The 12,812-nt window shown below is 62.5% G+C and carries 13 protein-coding genes; 8 read left to right on the top strand and 5 right to left on the bottom strand.

What is annotated here, in order from left to right:
• Positions 1–32 precede the first annotated feature (32 nt).
• Positions 33–479 carry a hypothetical protein gene (locus tag AB4Y32_RS22950; protein ID WP_368723546.1) on the bottom strand — a complete coding sequence of 149 codons (447 nt, stop codon included), beginning with the start codon at positions 477–479 and terminating at the stop codon, positions 33–35.
• Positions 480–836: 357 nt separating this feature from the next.
• The gene (locus tag AB4Y32_RS22945) at positions 837–1,130 is read right to left on the bottom strand and encodes a PsiF family protein (protein ID WP_368723545.1); all 294 of its coding nucleotides are present in this window, start codon (positions 1,128–1,130) and stop codon (positions 837–839) included.
• Between the two features lie 242 nt (positions 1,131–1,372).
• Here AB4Y32_RS22945 and AB4Y32_RS22940 point away from each other — a divergent pair, with 242 nt between their 5' ends.
• The 3 genes from AB4Y32_RS22940 to galU all read left to right on the top strand — a co-directional run bounded on the left by AB4Y32_RS22940 (position 1,373) and on the right by galU (position 3,303).
• Positions 1,373–1,669 (top strand): YciI-like protein, encoded by a 297-nt coding sequence (locus tag AB4Y32_RS22940; RefSeq protein WP_368723544.1) that lies wholly within the window; start codon positions 1,373–1,375, stop codon positions 1,667–1,669.
• A 358-nt stretch (positions 1,670–2,027) separates the two neighbouring features.
• Complete coding sequence (locus tag AB4Y32_RS22935; protein WP_368723543.1) at positions 2,028–2,171, top strand: hypothetical protein; 144 nt, start codon at positions 2,028–2,030, stop codon at positions 2,169–2,171.
• Between the two features lie 238 nt (positions 2,172–2,409).
• Complete coding sequence (gene galU / locus AB4Y32_RS22930) at positions 2,410–3,303, top strand: UTP--glucose-1-phosphate uridylyltransferase GalU (protein ID WP_087735950.1); 894 nt, start codon at positions 2,410–2,412, stop codon at positions 3,301–3,303.
• Between the two features lie 82 nt (positions 3,304–3,385).
• On the opposite strand, the gene AB4Y32_RS22925 is transcribed toward galU, so the two are convergent.
• Positions 3,386–4,048: a phosphoribosyltransferase gene (locus AB4Y32_RS22925; RefSeq protein ID WP_368723542.1), complete on the bottom strand. Its 663-nt coding sequence runs from the start codon at positions 4,046–4,048 to the stop codon at positions 3,386–3,388.
• A 37-nt stretch (positions 4,049–4,085) separates the two neighbouring features.
• A complete protein-coding gene (locus AB4Y32_RS22920; RefSeq protein ID WP_368723541.1) occupies positions 4,086–4,856 on the bottom strand; it encodes an IclR family transcriptional regulator domain-containing protein in 771 nt (256 codons plus the stop codon).
• 352 nt (positions 4,857–5,208) lie between these two features.
• On the opposite strand from AB4Y32_RS22920, the gene shiA reads away from it, so the two are divergent.
• The 5 genes from shiA (at position 5,209) to AB4Y32_RS22895 (ending at position 11,832) form a co-directional block, all read left to right on the top strand.
• On the top strand, positions 5,209–6,516 hold the full coding sequence (gene shiA / locus AB4Y32_RS22915; RefSeq protein WP_368723540.1) for a shikimate transporter: 1,308 nt from the start codon (positions 5,209–5,211) through the stop codon (positions 6,514–6,516).
• 154 nt (positions 6,517–6,670) lie between these two features.
• Positions 6,671–7,516, top strand: a complete 846-nt coding sequence (locus AB4Y32_RS22910) for a 3-keto-5-aminohexanoate cleavage protein (RefSeq protein ID WP_368723539.1) — start codon at positions 6,671–6,673, stop codon at positions 7,514–7,516.
• Between the two features lie 27 nt (positions 7,517–7,543).
• A complete protein-coding gene (locus AB4Y32_RS22905; protein WP_368723538.1) occupies positions 7,544–9,451 on the top strand; it encodes a bifunctional sugar phosphate isomerase/epimerase/4-hydroxyphenylpyruvate dioxygenase family protein in 1,908 nt (635 codons plus the stop codon).
• Positions 9,452–9,640: 189 nt separating this feature from the next.
• Positions 9,641–10,861: a porin gene (locus AB4Y32_RS22900; protein ID WP_368723537.1), complete on the top strand. Its 1,221-nt coding sequence runs from the start codon at positions 9,641–9,643 to the stop codon at positions 10,859–10,861.
• 317 nt (positions 10,862–11,178) lie between these two features.
• The gene (locus AB4Y32_RS22895) at positions 11,179–11,832 is read left to right on the top strand and encodes a ProQ/FinO family protein (RefSeq protein WP_368723536.1); all 654 of its coding nucleotides are present in this window, start codon (positions 11,179–11,181) and stop codon (positions 11,830–11,832) included.
• A 92-nt stretch (positions 11,833–11,924) separates the two neighbouring features.
• On the opposite strand, the gene AB4Y32_RS22890 is transcribed toward AB4Y32_RS22895, so the two are convergent.
• Positions 11,925–12,458 (bottom strand): acyltransferase, encoded by a 534-nt coding sequence (locus tag AB4Y32_RS22890; RefSeq protein WP_368723535.1) that lies wholly within the window; start codon positions 12,456–12,458, stop codon positions 11,925–11,927.
• Between the last annotated feature and the right edge of the window lie 354 nt (positions 12,459–12,812).

Here is a 12,812-nt window from a genome sequence, read left to right as displayed (position 1 = left end):
GCGAGGGCCTGAAGCACGCGAAAGTCACTACGCTAATGATTCGCCGTGCTCTTGTTCACGGGCGGCCTGCGCAGCGCGCGCCGCACCATCCCGATGACGACGCCGATCGCGAAAATCGTTGCGGCCGGCACGACCCAGTAGCCGACGAACGCATGCCACAGATAGTTGGCGAGCGTGCTCTTGCGGACCTCGTATTCGTTGAGCGCGTCCTGCTGACGCGGCGCATTGGCCGCTAGCACGTCAGCGGGACAGCCGGCCGCGCGCGCATCGTCGGGCATGCCGCGACAGCGCGCGGCGGCGCCGGCGGCGCGTTGCGCGTCGGTGAGCTGCCACGTCGTGAGCGCGTTGTTGAGGTCGACCCGGTTATAGGCCATCTCCTCCTGAATCTCGCGCACGGCGACGATCGCCACAGGCACCGCCCAGAATACGATCACCACCAGCCAGCGACGCAGCCAGCGATTCTTGTGTCTCCCAACCATCCTTGCCTCCGTGGGATGCGCGAGGGGCATCAACGACAAGCTGGCGGCCCGTGGGACTTGTTTTAGGTGGGGGTGGGCCGTCTGTGCAGCCATCATAGAAGAAAATGGCCCGCAAAGTGCAGGGCGCGATGCACCGGGCAGCGCTGATAGGTGCTCGACAGCGCAAGGCGAGGGGATCGCCAGCACGTGATGAGACGTGACGCGACGTGACACGCCACACCGGCAACGGGCACGGCCCGAGCGCAAAAAAACGGCGCCCGCACAACGGACGCCGTTTTTCGCCTTCTACGGTTCGACTTCGCTTTCCCCGCACAAAGGACGAGCAGCCACCAGACAGCGGTTCGAACCGAACCTTCGTTAGCCCTTGTTGCTCAGGCAGGTCTTCATGAACGCCTTGCGATCGTCGCCTTTCTTGTCGCCGGCTTGCGTGTTGCACATCTTCATCCTGTCCTGTTGCGACATCGGCGTGGAGGCAGCCGTCGGCGTGGCCGCCAGGCAGCTCTTCATGAACGCCTTGCGCTCATCGCCTTTCTTGTCGGCGGCCTGCTTGTTGCAATCGGCCATCTTCGTTTGCTGGCTGTTCGCGGCGAATGCGGGCGACGCGAGCAAGCCCGTCAGGGCGAGGGCGGTGATAATGGCTTGCATCTTCATGGGACACTCCATCACGGGTTGTGGATGTTGTTGATTCTCGTGAGACGGGCTTCGAGCCGGGCGGGTCGCCTTCGCTGTGATTGGCCGTCACCATTGCTTCGCATGGTGCCTGTCAGAACGAACGGACAGGGCAATCGGTTGACCGGGACGTCGTTCGGAATGCACAGGTGTTTCCCCAGGATCGCTCGTCCGAACAGTCGGTACCGCTATCCTTTAGTCGTAACCATCCGGGAGTTTTCACTATGCACTATCTGTTGATCTACGATGTGTCATCCGATTATCTCCAACGCCGTGCCGAATTTCGTGGCGCGCATCTGAAGCTCGCGTGGGCGGCCGCCGAGCGCGGCGAACTGCTGCTGGCGGGCGCGCTGGCCGATCCCGTCGATTCCGCCGTGCTGCTGTTCGACGCCGATTCGCCCGACGTGCCTGAAGCGTTCGCCAAAGCCGACCCGTATGTGCTCAATGGGCTCGTCACGCAATGGCGCGTGCGGCCCTGGACGACCGTCGTCGGCGAGCACGCGTCGACGCCAGTTCGTTGAACGCGCATCCTTCGCTTGCACACTTCGAGTGCGTCGCAGAGTAGAAAAACGACGGCTCTTCGAAGCGGCTATGAGCGCCTCGCGCGGCGGAAAAGTCGCGGCTCAAATGGAAAATCCGTCTGCGCGATGGCGTTTTATGCCTGGCTCGTTGAACAGATGACGCGCGGCCATTCACGACACAGCACGCCGATTGCCTACCGTAGAGGAACGGACGTGTAAAAAATCGATAAGAAATGATTCAATAATTTAGCGATTGTTTTTCAATGTGGAGAGAATGGCGCAATTCGGTTAGTCGATGAGATTATTTGGCGCTCTTTTCGTGTTAGGTTAATGCGGCAAACCTTTGACAGGATAGGTCATGAACCTGCATTTGCTCGCCGGCGTTGGCGTGCTGTCGCTGCTAATAGCCGTTTCTGCCTGGCGCGAAGCGCTGCGCAACGAGCCGATCAGCCGTATCCGGATAACTCCGGAAAACATGCCGCAATTCAAGGACAAAGAGTGAGCGTCGCGCGCCTGGACGCGCCTGCGCCTTAAGCAAGATTTACGTCACATGTGAATTGATTGAAGCTGATCGCGTCATTATTTCCGAATGTATTTCATATAATGGTTTGACCCGCGAGATGAATCAATAACTAATTGTTGAGTCGTGTTTATGGCTCGCCAGTCTTTTCTGGGCACGATATCGCGCCGCCTGTCCTGGCGATTGCATACATTCAATCAACCGAGTGGAAATGCACACCATGCTGAAAGTCACCAAAGCCGTCTTCCCTGTTGCGGGCCTCGGAACACGTTTTCTGCCCGCCACGAAGGCGAGCCCGAAGGAGATGCTGCCCATCGTCGACAAGCCGCTGATCCAGTACGCGGTCGAAGAAGCGATCGCCGCGGGCATCACCGAGATGATCTTCGTCACGGGCCGCAGCAAGCGCGCAATCGAAGACCACTTCGACAAGTCCTATGAGATCGAAGCGGAACTCGAAGCGCGCGGCAAGGAGCAACTGCTCGAGCTCGTGCGCAGCATCAAGCCTTCGAACGTCGACTGCTTCTACGTGCGTCAGGCGGAAGCGCTCGGTCTGGGTCATGCCGTGCTGTGCGCGGAAAAACTGGTCGGCGAAAGCCCGTTCGCCGTCATTCTCGCGGACGACCTGCTGCACAGCGAACAGCCTGTGATGAAGCAGCTCGTCGACGTGTTCAACCACTATCACAGCTCGGTGGTCGGCGTCGAAACCATTGCGCGCGAGGCGAGCCGTTCGTATGGCGTCGTCGATGGCAAGGAATGGGAAGAAGATGTGATCAAGCTGTCGGGCATCGTCGAGAAGCCCGCGCCCGAGAAGGCGCCGTCGAACCTCGGCGTGGTCGGTCGGTACGTGCTGATGCCGACTATCTTCCGCCACATTCGCGCGCTGAAGCCGGGCGCAGGCGGCGAGCTGCAACTGACGGACGCATTGGAATCGCTGCTGACGGAAGAGCAGGTGCTGGCCTACCGTTACTTCGGCACGCGTTTCGATTGCGGCAGCAAGCTCGGCTATCTGAAGGCCACCGTCGAATTCGCGCTGCGCCACCCGGAAGTGCGCGCGGAGTTCGAGGACTATCTGCAAAGCTATCTGCCCATGCATCTGACGGCCGCCGCCGCGTGAAAGCAGCGTTTATGGCAGCGGCATCGTCTCTACCAGCCGCTGCCTTGCGCATCGGTGCGCGCGAGCGCACGCGTGATCCCGTTCACGCGTGCCCACTCGCCGACGATGCGCGCGCGAGTATTTCGCGCACGTCGTCGTCGGTGGTTTCGTCGAAATCCGAATAGAACTGGCTCACGCTGAAGAAGAGTTCGGGCGCCGCTACGCAGACGAATTCGTCGACATCGCTGACGATGCGTTCAGCCGCGTCATACGGCGCAACGGGCAACGCGGCGACGATTTTTGCCGGGCCGCGCGCGCGCATTGCGCGCGCGGCAGCCTTCATTGAAGCGCCCGTGGCGAGTCCATCATCGACGATGATGGCGACGCGGCCCGCGACATCGACGCTCGCGCGCTGCGGATCACGAAAGAGCGCCTCGCGCCTCGCGAGCTGCGTCTTCTCGTCCGCCAGCACGCGGTCGAACTCCGCCTGCGAGACGCCGGACTCGCGCATCAATTCTTCATCGAGGTAGAGCGCGTCGCCCGACGCGATCGCCCCCATTGCCAGTTCCGGTTGCCACGGCATCCCCAGCTTTCTGACGACGAGCACGTCGAGCGGCGCGCCGAGCGCGCGCGCCACTTCATACGCGACGGGCACGCCGCCTCGCGGCAGACCGAGCACCACCACGTCGTCGCGCTGCGCGTAATGCTTCAGTTGATCGGCGAGCGCGCGGCCCGCGTCGGCACGATCGGCAAATCGACAGAACATGATTCGCTCCCACGTCCGCTACAAATCCGTTCATTCACTATAGGACGTTGAGCATGGAGAGTGCCGACTCCTGCAACGGTCGCAACACGCGATTCAACGCGGCTTCCGTCGATTCCTTGCCCATCGGCATGTTCGTGCTGAGCGCCGCGACCACATCGCCGTGGCGGTTCTTCATCGGCACGGCCACGCCGCGCACGCCGATATCCAGTTGCTGCTCGATCACGGCGAAACCATCGGCCTGCGCGCGGCGAATCTTTTCGAGCAGCCCCGTCCGGTTCGTCACCGTGTGCGGCGTGAAGGGCGCGAGCTCGGTGTCGTTGAGCCACGTCTGCATCGCCTCCTGATCGCGGTGATACGCAAGCAGCACGACGCCCGGCGACGTGAGCGGGGCAGGCACGCGCGCGCCGAGCACGAAGCCCGTCGTCATCACACGCGACGTGCCGTTGCGCGCGATGAACACCAGCTCCCAGCCGTCGAGCACGCTTACATAGACCGACTCGTTGATCGTCGCGCTCAGTTGCTGCAAATAGGGCTGCACGGTCTTCGGCAGACGCGCCGAGTCGAAATACGACCAGCCGACGCGCAGCACGCGCGGCGTCAGTCCGTACAGCTTGCCGTCGCCCTGCACGTAGCCGAGATGTTCGAGCGTCAGCAAATAGCGGCGCGCGGCCGTGCGCGTCATGCCCGTCAGTTGCGCGGCCTGGCTCGGCGTGAGGCGCGCGTGCTCGCTGTCGAACGACTCGAGAATGGCGAGCCCTTTTTCGAGCCCTGCGATCCAGTCCCGTTTGTCCAGTGGCGGTCGGTTCATAGCAATTACCCTGGTTCTGCGCGTTTAGCGCGTCTGTAAGCGCGATTATCGCGCAAACGGTGCGTTTGGTTCTTGGGTCGGCGTGCGTTTCCCTCCTAGCATCCAATCACGTTCCGAAACACGGCGAACGCTTCGAACACCCGACAAAGTATTGGAGACACGCGATGACCGCCCTGATGCCCCGCCTGGTGCTAACCCGAAAAGCGCGCGCTGAGCGCACAGGAGCGTGCGATTATCGAACGCTTTCGTCATTCGGAGCATTGCCCGCCCACTCACGCCTGCCTATTCTTGAGCCACTTTCAGCGCCGGCTCCGAAACCCGCGCTGCAAACACGATACCCGAGACATCCGTCATGACTTCCGTCCTTCGTTCCACCGAATCCCCGACGTACGTGAGCCCCGAAAAGAGCCGCGCGCGCAAGGCAGCGCTCGGCAGCTTCGTCGGCGCCGTCGTCGACTGGTACGACTTTCTGCTGTACGGCATCGTCGCCGCGCTGATCTTCAACACCGAATTTTTCCCCAACATCAGTCCCGCGATGGGCACGCTTGCGGCGTTCGGCACGTTCGGCGTCGGCTTCCTGTTTCGTCCGCTCGGCGGCTTCGTGTTCGGCCACTATGGCGACCGCTTGGGCCGCAAGCGCATGCTCGTGCTGACGGTGATGATGATGGGCCTCTCGACGGCATTGATCGGCCTGCTGCCGACCTTCGCCTCGATCGGCTGGTGGGCGCCCGTGCTGCTCGTCCTGCTGCGCGCGATCCAGGGCTTCGCGGTCGGCGGAGAGTGGGGCGGGGCGGCGCTGATGGCCGTCGAAAGCGCGCCCGAAAAGAAGAAGGCGTTCTATAGCAGCGGCGTGCAGGTCGGCTATGGCGTCGGGCTGATTCTCGCGACGGGCATCGTGTCGATCCTCACGTCGACGCTCGACAACGATGCCTTCAAGGCGTGGGGCTGGCGCATTCCGTTCGTGTTCAGCGTCGTGCTCGTGCTGATCGGCCTGTGGGTGCGTTCGAGCATGGAGGAGTCGAAGGAGTTCGTCGAGAAGGTCGAGAAGACGCATCACCGCGCGCGCCTGCCGATCTTCGACGCGTTGCGCGAAAACCCGAAGGCGTTCCTGCTGATCATCGCGCTGCGTCTCGCCGAGCTGTTCACGATGTACATCGTGACGGCCTTCGCGCTCAGCTATTCGACGAGCAACCTCGGCATGCCGCGTCAGTTCTTCCTGAACATCGGCCTGCTGGTCGGCGCCGTCAGCATCGTGACGATCCCGCTCTTCGCGCTCGCCGCCGACCGCTTCGGCCGCCGCCGCGTCTATATCACGGGGGCCGTGATCGGCATGCTGTCGGCCGTGCCGTTCTTTCTCGCGCTCGATGCGCGCTCGACGCTGTGGATCGTGATCTTCGCCGTGATGCTCGCGAACGTCGCGCACGACATGGTGGTGAGTGTCCAGCAACCGATGTTCACCGAACTCTTCGGCACCGAGTTCCGCTATAGCGGCGCGGGCGTCGGCTATCAGGTCGCGAGCGTGGTCGGCGGCGGCTTCACGCCGTTCATCGCGGTCGCGCTGGTCAGCATGGCAGGCGGCTCGTGGCATCCCGTTGCAGCGTATCTCGCGATCGGCTGTCTGCTGTCGGTGCTGGTCGCGTGGAAGATGAAGACGCGCTAAGCCGCACGCTTGTCAACGCACGCGAGCATCGAACGCAGGTAGAACACGCAGGTAGCACACGCAAATATCGCACGCAGGCATGGCGCCGCGGCTTGCGAACGATACATCGAACGCGGCGCGCAGCATCACGCGTTTCATCGAAGAAGGTTTTGCCATGAATCACGATCCGAATCAGCCTTGCATCATCTCCGTCGCGATCACGGGCTCCGTGCCGCGCAAGAAGGACAACCCGGCCGTGCCGATCTCGGTGCCCGAGCAGATCGAAAGCACGCACGAGGCGTATGAAGCGGGCGCGACGCTCGTGCATCTTCACGTACGCGACGAAGACGAGCGCTCGAGTTCCGACCGCAACCGTTTCGCGGCGCTTCAGGAAGGCATCCGCAAGCATTGCCCGGACATCATCATCCAGTTCTCGACGGGCGGCCGCGGCCGTTCGTTCGAGCAGCGCGGCGCGATGCTCGACCTGCGCCCCGACATGGCCTCGCTCGCGACGGGCTCGGTGAACTTTCCGACGACCGTCTATGAGAATCCGCCCGATTTCGTTCGCGCGCTCGCGCAGACGATGCTCGACTACGACGTGAAGCCCGAAATCGAAATCTTCGATCTGGCGATGCTGTACAGCACCGTCGATCTGGTCCGGCAAGGGCTGTTGAAAGAACCCGTGCATGTGCAGTTCGTGATGGGCGTGAAGAATGCGTTGCCCGCACGGCGTGAGATTCTCGAATTCGAAGTCGCGCAACTGCAAAAGCTGCTGCCTGAGGCGACGTGGACGGCAGCGGGCATCGGACGTCACCAGCTCGAAGTGAATTACTGGACGCTCGAAATGGGCGGTCATTGCCGCACGGGCCTCGAGGACAACGTGCGCTGGGACAAGGACACGCTTGCGAAGAGCAATGCGCAACTGGTCGAGCGCGTCGCGAAGCTGTGCGGCGAATTCGGCCGTCCCGTCGCGACCGCGAAACAGGCTCGCGAGATGCTGTTGCTCAAGCCCGCTGCATAGAAACGAATCTTCACTCACGTCATACCCATGCTTCGCTCCATTGCCACCGTGTCGGTCAGCGGCACGCTCGTCGAGAAGCTCGCCGCGATTCGCGCAGCGGGCTTCGACGGCGTCGAGATCTTCGAGAACGACCTGCTGTATTTCGACGGCTCGCCCGCCGACATCCGCAAGCGTTGCGCCGATCTCGGCCTGCAAATCATGCTGTTCCAGCCGTTTCGCGATTTCGAAGGCGTATCGAAGGAACGGCTCGCGCAGAACCTGAACCGCGCGCAGCGCAAGTTCGAGCTGATGCACGAGCTCGGCACCGATCTCGTGCTCGTGTGCAGCAACGTCAATGCAAACGCGATCGCGGACGATGCGCTGATCGTCGATCAGCTCGGCCAGCTCGCACTGCTCGCGGAACGCGAAGGCGTGCGCGTCGGCTTCGAGGCGCTCGCGTGGGGCAAGCACGTCAATTCGTATCGCCACGCATGGCGGCTCGTCGATGCCGTCGATCATCCGAGCCTCGGCGTGATACTCGACAGCTTCCATACGCTGTCGGTCGGTGACCCGATCGATCCCATCGCCGACATTCCAGGCGACCGCATCGCGTTCGTGCAGATCGCGGACGCGCCGCTGCAGAAGATGGACGTGCTCGAATGGAGCCGCCACTATCGATGCTTTCCAGGGCAGGGCGACTTCGACGTGGCGGGCTTCGCGGATCGCGTGCTCGCAACGGGTTATCGAGGTCCGTTTTCGCTCGAGATTTTCAACGACGGCTTTCGTGCGGCACCGACAGCCGCGACGGCCGCCGACGGTTATCGCTCGCTGCTGTATCTCGAAGAGCAGGCCGCGCGGCGACGCGTCGCGCCGGCGGCACAGCAGCCTTTGTTCACGCCGCCCGCGCCGCCGTCGCATTCGGGCTTTCAGTTCATCGAGTTCGCTGTCGATTCGACAAGCGCGCCGCGTCTTGCGCAACGCTTTGCCGAAGCGGGCTTTCATGCGGCGGGCCGGCATCGATCGAAAGACGTGACGCTCTATCAGCAAGGCGATGCGTCGATCGTGCTCAACGCGGAAACCGATTCGTTCGCCAGCGGGTTCTTTCATACACATGGACTGTCGCTGTGCGCATCGGCGTTTCAGGTCGACGATGCGGCGCGTGTGTTCGAGCGCGCGACGTCGTTCGGCTATGCACCGTTTTCGGGCCGCGTCGGGCCAAACGAGCGCGTCGTGCCCAGCGTGCGTGCGCCCGATGGCAGCCTGCATTACTTCGTCGATGCGCGGCCCGACGAGCCGACGCTCTACGAAGCCGATTTCGTTCTGAATCCGCCCGCGCCCGATGCTACGCATTCGAAGGCAGAGCAGGGCAGACTCGAACGCATCGACCACGTCTGCCTGAACCTGCCCGCCGATGCGCTCGACACCTGGGTCCTGTACTTCAAGGCCGTATTCGGCTTCGAGGCGGAACCCGCGTGGCTGCTTCCCGATCCGTATGGACTCGTGCGCAGCCGCGCCGTGCGCAGCGCCGACGGTTCCGTGCGCATCGTGCTGAACGCATCGCAAGACGCGCATACGTCCGTTGCGGAGTCGTTGAACACGTATCGCGGATCGGGCCTGAGCCACGTGGCCTTCGTCACCGACGACATCTTCGCCGCCGTCGAACAGTTGCGCGCACGCGACGTTCGGCTATTGAAGATCCCGCCAAACTATTACGACGACCTTGAAGCACGTTACGATTTCCCCGATGGCATGGTGACGAAGATGCGTGACGCCCACGTTCTCTACGACAGGGATGCGCAAGGCGGCGAGTTCTTCCATGTCTACACCGAGCAGATGGACGGCCGCTTCTTTCTCGAAGTCGTCCAGCGCACGGGCGGATACGATGGCTACGGCGCCGTCAATGCACCCGTGCGGCTCGCTGCACAAGCTCAACGCAAGAACGGCTCGACGACATGAAAGCGGTGCGCATTGGCAGTAAGCCTTAGCGGTCCTCGCAATACCCCTGTTTTCCCGCACTAGTTCAGCTTTCCCTGCAATACCACGCAGCACGGGCGGCGACGGTCTTCGTTTGTCCGCTCGTTTGTTCACCACCGACAGGCAATGCAAAGCATCGTCATAACAGTCAAACATAAAGAGGTCTTGGAGATGAAAAGACGTTACCCCGAAGTCAAAGCGGCATTGGCCGGCGCAGCGATGCTGGCCTCGATACCCGCGTTCGCGCAAAGCAGCGTGACGCTGTACGGCATCGTCGATAACGGCATCGGTTATCAGTCGAGCTCGACGACGCTCGGTTCGACATCGGGCGGCCACTCGGCGTTCAAGATGATCACGGGCGTATGGGCAGGCAGCCGTTTCGGCCTGAAGGGCGCGGAAGATCTCGGTGGCGGCACGAAGGCGATCTTCACGCTGGAAGAGGGCTTCAGCGCGAACAGCGGCGCGATGTCGACGACCAACCTGATGTTCAGCCGCCAGGCATTCGTCGGCGTGACGAACGGCACGTATGGCACGCTCACGGCGGGCCGTCAGTACGCGTCGTACTACCAGCTGCTGTCGCCGTATAGCCCGACGACCTGGCTCACGGGCTTCTACGGCGCGCACCCGGGCGACGTCGATGGCCTCGACACGATCTATCGCGCGAACAACACACTGCTGTACATGTCGCCGCAACTGTATGGCTTCAAGTTCAGTGGCTCGTATTCGTTCGCGGGCGTGCCGGGCAGCGTGAACCAGGGCTCGACATGGAGCACGGCGATCCAGTACGCACAGGGGCCGATCGGTCTCGCAGTCGGCTTCTCGCGGATCAACAACTCGACGGTCGGCGGCGGCGCATTCGGCGCTGACTCGACGACGTCGAATGCGGGCGCGCAGACGGGCGTCTCGGCCGTGACCAACGGCTATCGCACGGCGCAGGCGCAGCAGCGCTTCGCAGTCGGCGCGGGTTATACGTTCAACAGCCAGTTCGATATCACGGCGACGTACACGAACGTGCAGTACATTCCGGGCACCGGCTCGTCGTTCCACAGCGAGGCGATCTGGAACACGGGTGGCATCGTGCTGCACTGGAAGCCGGCGGCCGCGTGGGACTTCGCGACGGGCTACAGCTACACGCGTGCGACGAAGTCCAACGGCATCACGAGCAGCGCGCAGTATCAGCAGTTCAACCTGTCCGAGTACTACTCGCTGTCGAAGCGCACGGGCCTGTATGCATTGCAGGCGTATCAGCGCGCGAACGGCCAGACGCTCGGCAACAACGGTGCAGGCAACATCATCAACGCGACGGCGACGCTCGGCGACGGCTTCAACTCGACGCCGTCGTCATCGCGCAGCATGGTCGGCGTGGGCGTGGGTATCGTGCATCGGTTCTGATGCCGCTTGTTGTCCTTGAAGTCACACGAAGCGCCGCGTTTGCGGCGCTTTGTTTTTTTATGCGTGAATCTCGCGCAGAATCGCATGCGGTGACAACTTTTTTTTGTGATTCACGCGTATCAGGATCGTTATTTGCTAAACGAGTCGGCCACTGCCACGCCTCATGCACGCCGAGGCGAAAGCTCGCATATCGCGAAGAGCATCAAGAAAGGGCCATCAAGAAAGTGCATGATAAGCGCACGGCAGTGGGTAGTCGGCCGGGGTGAAGACGCCCGTCGGCTGCTACAATCCTGCGTCATTGCAATACAGGTGAACACATGGGCTTTGAACAACTGGCGAAGCTGAGGGACGAACTCGCCAAACAGGCAAACGCGCAGCGCAAGCAAAAGCAGGCGGCGAAAGAGCAGGCTGCCCAGGCGGGTGGCAAGGATGCCAAAGCGAAGGACGCAAAACCCCGGGACGCCAGGCCGGCGGCAAAGCCTGCCGCGAAGCCGGCGGGCAAGCCGGCGCAGGCGCGGCCGGCAGCGCGGCAAAATCCCGTCGATCCCGTCGTGCATACCATCGGCAAATTGCAGAAGCGCTTTCCGCTGGCGTTTCCGAAGAATCCGGCGCCGAAGGTCGCCCTGAAGATCGGCATTCTCGAAGATCTGCTTGCACAAGCGGGCGAACTGAAGCTGACCGAGCAGGAAATCCGCGACGCGGTGAGCACCTGGTGCCGCGGCAGCCGCTATTGGGCGAGCTTGACGGAAGGCGCGCCGCGCGTCGATCTGACGGGGACGGAAACCGGCAAGGTCACGGCATCGGATTCGGCGTTTGCGCGTCGTCGCTCCGGTGGGCGGACGAAGCCGGCCAGGCCGGAGGGCGAAGCGAATGCCGTCGCGAAGGCTGCGGAGGACAGTGGCAAGCCGGAGCCAGAAGGCGCTGCCGCCGATGAAGGCAAGACGTCCGAGGCGGATCAGGCTCGCGGTTGATTGCCGGTTCACCAACGGGGCAGCGGAGAAGGGCGAAATCGGCGACACACCCTCGCCCGCATTGCTCCGTCATGCAGCGCGCGCCGCACGCTTCACGCGTGCTCGATATCCTTGATTTTCCGTGCCGGCACGCCGCCGACGAGCGTATAAGCCGGCACATCCTTCGTCACGACGGCCCCTGCGGCAACCACCGCCGCCTCGTGAATCGTCACGCCCGGCAGGATGGTCGCGCCCGCACCGATCCACACCTTGTTTTCGATGCAGATCTCGTGGTGATCCAGTCCGCGCCCGAACTCGGGTTCGAACACGAGACCATGCGTGGCCGTCTCGAACGACACGCGCGGTCCGATCTGCACGTCGACGCCGATCGAGATCCGGCTGTTCCGACAGGCGAGACGCGTGTCTGCGTTCAGATACGCGCGGTCTCCGATCGAAATGCCGCCGATCGTTTCCTCGTTGAGGCTCATCTCGACATCCAACGGTCCGATGATCGTCACGTCCTCGCCGATCGTCATGCCCGCCTTGCGATACATCGAAGCACGCATGCGATTGAACGGGCCGTACGTCGGCATCACGTTGCCGATGCTAATAAAGATGTGTCGTTTCAGTGCCGTCAGTAGATTCATCGTCCTGCCTTGATCGCCGCGCATCGTGCGATCCTCGCGCGGTCGAACGTTGCCGTGCTCCGTGGGGCGCACGCGCGGTCGGGTTGTTCTGGCTTCAGCCATTCTTTGAAGGGCATGTCGATAATCCCGGCTCGCTCGATTGACCGCCGCCATCGAACCGCTCGGTTGGACTAAAAGTATGATCTTACCGATCGCTTGCACCCGCGAATCCGTTTCGCTCCTCAAGTGGCCTATTCAGAGGGGGTTTTGGCGCGAATTCGAGCATCGTGCGTCGCAACGTCGACGTCATCGCGCGGTGCGCGTCGAAATGTTCCCCGCTTTCGCCTCGATCAGCGCTGTATCGACGCCTGCCGT

The sequence above is a fragment of the Paraburkholderia phymatum genome (assembly GCF_040965635.1).
Taxonomy (GTDB): Bacteria; Pseudomonadota; Gammaproteobacteria; order Burkholderiales; family Burkholderiaceae; genus Paraburkholderia; species Paraburkholderia phymatum_B.
This window is presented reverse-complemented; position numbering and strand designations above follow the sequence as displayed.

What these genes read in the sequence shown, in the direction of transcription:
- AB4Y32_RS22950 (WP_368723546.1), bottom strand. Translation starts at nt 479, where the DNA reads ATGGTTGGGAGACACAAGAATCGCTGGCTGCGTCGCTGGCTGGTGGTG.
- AB4Y32_RS22945 (WP_368723545.1), bottom strand. Translation starts at nt 1,130, where the DNA reads ATGAAGATGCAAGCCATTATCACCGCCCTCGCCCTGACGGGCTTGCTC.
- AB4Y32_RS22940 (WP_368723544.1), top strand. Translation starts at nt 1,373, where the DNA reads ATGCACTATCTGTTGATCTACGATGTGTCATCCGATTATCTCCAACGC.
- AB4Y32_RS22935 (WP_368723543.1), top strand. Translation starts at nt 2,028, where the DNA reads ATGAACCTGCATTTGCTCGCCGGCGTTGGCGTGCTGTCGCTGCTAATA.
- galU (WP_087735950.1), top strand. Translation starts at nt 2,410, where the DNA reads ATGCTGAAAGTCACCAAAGCCGTCTTCCCTGTTGCGGGCCTCGGAACA.
- AB4Y32_RS22925 (WP_368723542.1), bottom strand. Translation starts at nt 4,048, where the DNA reads ATGTTCTGTCGATTTGCCGATCGTGCCGACGCGGGCCGCGCGCTCGCC.
- AB4Y32_RS22920 (WP_368723541.1), bottom strand. Translation starts at nt 4,856, where the DNA reads ATGAACCGACCGCCACTGGACAAACGGGACTGGATCGCAGGGCTCGAA.
- shiA (WP_368723540.1), top strand. Translation starts at nt 5,209, where the DNA reads ATGACTTCCGTCCTTCGTTCCACCGAATCCCCGACGTACGTGAGCCCC.
- AB4Y32_RS22910 (WP_368723539.1), top strand. Translation starts at nt 6,671, where the DNA reads ATGAATCACGATCCGAATCAGCCTTGCATCATCTCCGTCGCGATCACG.
- AB4Y32_RS22905 (WP_368723538.1), top strand. Translation starts at nt 7,544, where the DNA reads ATGCTTCGCTCCATTGCCACCGTGTCGGTCAGCGGCACGCTCGTCGAG.
- AB4Y32_RS22900 (WP_368723537.1), top strand. Translation starts at nt 9,641, where the DNA reads ATGAAAAGACGTTACCCCGAAGTCAAAGCGGCATTGGCCGGCGCAGCG.
- AB4Y32_RS22895 (WP_368723536.1), top strand. Translation starts at nt 11,179, where the DNA reads ATGGGCTTTGAACAACTGGCGAAGCTGAGGGACGAACTCGCCAAACAG.
- AB4Y32_RS22890 (WP_368723535.1), bottom strand. Translation starts at nt 12,458, where the DNA reads ATGAATCTACTGACGGCACTGAAACGACACATCTTTATTAGCATCGGC.